The organism is Escherichia sp. WS1265, assembly GCF_046487585.1.
Classification (GTDB): domain Bacteria; phylum Pseudomonadota; class Gammaproteobacteria; order Enterobacterales; family Enterobacteriaceae; genus Escherichia; species Escherichia coli.
On the sequence record NZ_JBJQJE010000049.1, the window covers coordinates 1 to 4198 of the forward strand.

At 49.5% G+C, this 4198-nt stretch carries 4 protein-coding genes; 3 read left to right on the top strand and 1 reads right to left on the bottom strand.

What is annotated here, in order from left to right:
• Positions 1 to 184 (top strand): hypothetical protein (locus ACJHX3_RS24410; RefSeq protein ID WP_410236227.1); only part of this gene is annotated, 184 nt, incomplete at its 5' end.
• Positions 185 to 359: 175 nt separating this feature from the next.
• On the top strand, positions 360 to 1067 hold the full coding sequence (locus ACJHX3_RS24415; RefSeq protein WP_001296720.1) for a replication initiation protein: 708 nt from the start codon (positions 360 to 362) through the stop codon (positions 1065 to 1067).
• 255 nt (positions 1068 to 1322) lie between these two features.
• Here ACJHX3_RS24415 and mobQ read toward each other — a convergent pair whose 3' ends face one another.
• Positions 1323 to 3482 carry a MobQ family relaxase gene (gene mobQ / locus ACJHX3_RS24420; RefSeq protein ID WP_023142279.1) on the bottom strand — a complete coding sequence of 720 codons (2160 nt, stop codon included), beginning with the start codon at positions 3480 to 3482 and terminating at the stop codon, positions 1323 to 1325.
• Between the two features lie 178 nt (positions 3483 to 3660).
• On the opposite strand from mobQ, the gene mobC reads away from it, so the two are divergent.
• Positions 3661 to 3915, top strand: a complete 255-nt coding sequence (mobC, locus tag ACJHX3_RS24425; RefSeq protein ID WP_000091745.1) for a relaxase accessory protein MobC — start codon at positions 3661 to 3663, stop codon at positions 3913 to 3915.
• The last annotated feature ends 283 nt before the right edge of the window (positions 3916 to 4198 follow it).

A 4198-nucleotide genomic window follows, 5' to 3' on the forward strand; every position in this document is an offset into this window, starting at 1 on the left:
CGGAACTTGCAATTCTGCTTTTTTGCAACGCATTGTTTTTATTGGTTTTTTGTTTTCAGCACTCCAAGTTATCCACAGGCTCGTCGTTAAGTTTTTAGATCTTGTTTTTAAGATCTTGTTTTTAATACTTGTTTTAGCGCCAAAATTCCTTATAGAAAACAAAATGTTACAACGCTATAGGTGATATGATTTAAGGTAAAGGTGATATAATTTAAGGTGCTTGGGTGAGGTAATTTAAGGTAAAGGTGAGGAGATTTAAGGTAATATTCACAGGAAAATGGGGGGTGAAAATATAATTGCTCACCAATGCTAAAGGTGATAGGTTTTTATTTCACCTCATTTTTGGCCTGGTGGTTAAAATGACATCAAACCCTCTGATAGCCTATAAGTCCAATGCGCTGGTTGAGGCCAGTTACAAGCTAACTTTACAAGAACAGCGTTTCTTATTGCTCTGCATAAGCCGACTTAACTCCGGTACTGACGTAGCTTCACCTGAATTGCAAAAGACAATGACCATTACAGCTGCGGAATATTTTGATTCATTCCCTGATATGGGGCGGAAAAATGCCGAGGTTCAGCTACAGGAAGCGATCGATCGTTTGTGGGACAGGTCGATCATTCTCAAGGACGACGAGAAGCGCGAGGAGTTCCGCTGGATTCAGTATCGGGCACAGTACGCGAGGGGAGAGGGGAAAGCACAAATCACTTTTTCTGACGCGGTAATGCCTTATCTGACACAGTTGAAGGGGCAATTCACCAGAGTCGTCATTAAAAATATTTCTAATTTATCAAGAAGTTACAGCATAAGAATATACGAAATTCTCCAGCAATTCCGCAGTACTGGGGAACGTATTATCGCCCTCGATGATTTTAAATCATCACTGATGCTTGATGGTAAATATAAAGATTTCAAAACGTTAAACAGGGATCTAATAAAACCCTGTGTTGACGAACTGAACAAAAAAAGCGACCTGGCTGTAACGGTTGAGACGATCAAAAAGGGGCGCACGGTTGTAGCCCTGCATTTTCGCTTCAAGGAAGACAAACAGATCAAGATGACGATCTAGAATCGATTTTAAGGCACCTAAAACGCTCCCTGCTGCGTTTTTTTTGTGTTAGTAGTGCGAAGGTACTATTGAAGTGAAAAATTGCGTCAAAAGCGCTCTAATGCAGCGAAAAAAGAACCCCCATTTTTCGGGGGCGGAAAAACAAAACTATGCTTGCATTATGTGTGTGCTTCTTGCATTCATCCCTGTCGATGAACATCGAAGAACATCGACGAACATAACACGATGTTAAACAAAACAAAATATTGTTCACATTCACTGTGACCAACCGCGATCATGTCTCCTCTCGGTGGCGTGTGTTCGTGCATCTTCCTCGCGCCGCCATTCGTCCCAGGTACGATTAAAACCCAGCGAGCGGAACAGATGATCCGGCTGTTTTTCTGGTGTGTTGACGGCAGCAAAAAGCGGTGCCTCACGGGTTTTCAGATGAAACTCCATAAGTTCCGGCGCAGGTGATATGTGGCTGTCTGCATCGTGATTTACGGCAACACCATACCCTGCATACCGTAACCCCTTATCGGTCAGTGCACTGATGACCAGCTGGCTGTTATCGGCTGAGGGAACGGCAAACGCGGGATACAGCGTACCATTAAGCCGGACAACACCGCCCAGAGAGTCATCCACGCCCATGACCAGCAAAAGCTGAAGCTGGCGGGTTTCCCGGTCGACAGAACTCATTACCGGCATCAGCGTCGCTAGCAGACGTCCCTGCGTAAAATCCACCTTCCTTGCTGCCAGTGATGGCATGGCTGGCTGGCGGTCTTCTCCAAGACAGAAAGACTCCGGCCATGTCTTCGGCTGGCGGAGATTGCGGGTATATTGCGGCCATGTCTGGCAAACCTGCGTCAGAAGTTGCTCAAAGGTCGCAGAGGAATAAACACGTTGCAGTGGTGGATGTTGACCGATTTCGCTTCGGTCACAGATATAACCACTCCTGTCACGCATTAAATCAACACGCTCAAAGATTCTGGTGCGGTATTTCTCCAGCTCGTTCCCCCAGAGCGTGTATTCTCCGTTCCGGTTGTGAAGCAGAAGGTAACAGGTCATTTCCCCGTTACCAGGCATGGGGGCCTCGCCATACTCCGTAACGACTGCGCTCAGTACCCCTGAATCCATAACGGCATTGTCATTTTTCCTGAGCTGTTCCGCTCGTCGCTCCGCGCGACTACGTTCTGTATCCTCCTGCTCCTTCCGGCGCAATTCCTCTTCACGTTTAAGCAACTGGACTCTGAGAGCTGCAAGGCCGGATGCCCCCCACTGCTGCCACTGTTTTTCAAATGCCGTCTGACTCGCGGGAATGTCCTGTTTCTCCACCTTCCGGTAATGCTGTCGCAATTTTTCCATTTGCTGGCTCAGCGACTGGATTTTTCCCTGTTCGCTACGGTATTCCGGTGCCGCCCATTGCATCAGGGGAATACGGGAAAAACCGGACGAAAACGGCGATGATTTTTTCAGGCTGGCAGCATGGCTCATCGCTTCCTTTCGTTCGGTGTTCAGCTCTTCCCAGCGTCTGCGCGTCGCCTGCATATCTGCCATCATCGACATGGCATTACTGGTGAGTTTCCATGCCGCATTACTGTCCTTCGGCAACGCTTCGATGATGTCACGTAGTGTGTACGAAGTTGCGTTGTCAGGAAGCACGATATTCAGAAGGTCAGCCACACGGCGGGCAGGCTCTGTCAGCCCGCTGTTTCTGAGTTCGGTACGGGAAATCTGTATTTCCAGGTTAAGTCTGTTAATCAGACGATTCTGTTCGCCGCGTTCTGTTTCGATACCGCGTGTTTCCATCGCACAGGCAGACTTTCCGAGGTGAATACCAGGCGTTTTCTCAAGCCCCTGTCGCTCGTATGAACGATGGTCTATCTCTTCCTGATAACCGGCGTTCGCCAGTGCCCTGTTCGCATGGTCAGCCCATGATGCACGCCACGTCTCGGCATGTGTCCGGTCGTTCCAGTCCCTGACCTTTCCACCGAATCCAGCAGGTCCGACAGCTCTCGTGGTCAGCATGATGTGCGCATGGGGATTTGTTTTATCCATGTGATGGAACGCCACATCAGCAATCATGCCCTGACTGACAAAGTTTTCTCTGACAAAGGCGAGAACGGTTTCCCGTGCGGCATCCTGCGGTAGTTCGCGGGGGATGGCGAGTTCAATTTCCCGCGCAAGTTGTGAGTTCTTCCGGCGTTCGGCCTTCTCAACGGCATTCCAGAGTTCGGCACGGTTCGTACACCAGGCAGGGGCTGTCGCGGGAGTCAGAATCACAGCTTCAGCCACACCGCTTTTGCGGGTGTAGTCGTGAGTCAGTCCGGTACGCTCATCAAGCATCAGTGAACCGGAACGATAGGCAGCAGAAGCAACGGCGCTGTAGCCGCTGTTTCTGGAGATGATTTTCATGCTGAGATGATAAATCGCCATTTCTGCCGTAATGCCTTTTTGTGGTTTTCTTTCAGCCCCGCAGGGCGCACACAATCGAAACGGAGTGGAGATTGTATAAGTGCGCACTTCGTGATTTTCCGTGCATTATGCCAGCTCAGTTTTTAAACTACCAGTGACGCGCTAAAATGCGATTTTTCATCGCGCACGGAGTTACATCATGAGCAGAACACTCGAACAGAAGATTGCTGATGCTGAGGCCAGATTACAGCGCCTGAAGGCGAAGAGCAGGAGTCTGGACACAGCGCAGAAGGTCATTGTGGGTGCAGCATTGCTGGCAAAGGTCAGAAAGCCGGAGGAGGTGCAGTTGCGTGCCTGGTTACTCCAGTTCCTGAAGGCAGAGGTGACACGACAGGCTGATGTGACGCGCATACTGCCGCTGATTAACGAGCTGGAAGCGCTGCCAGGACAGTGATTGTATCGTCCGCTCGCCGCAGTCCCAGCGACCGAGCGTTAGCGAGCGAGTGGGCGAGGAAGCGGAAGTGAATCCGTCGCCTGATTGAGCACATACGCACGGTTTTTCGGGAGGTGATATGCGCTGAACCCGCATGAATACTGGATTTCCACAGGGTTGGAGGGGGTGTATTCGGAACTTGCAATTCTGCTTTTTTGCAACGCATTGTTTTTATTGGTTTTTTGTTTTCAGCACTCCAAGTTATCCACAGGCTCGTCGTTAAGTTTTTAGATCTTGTTTTTAA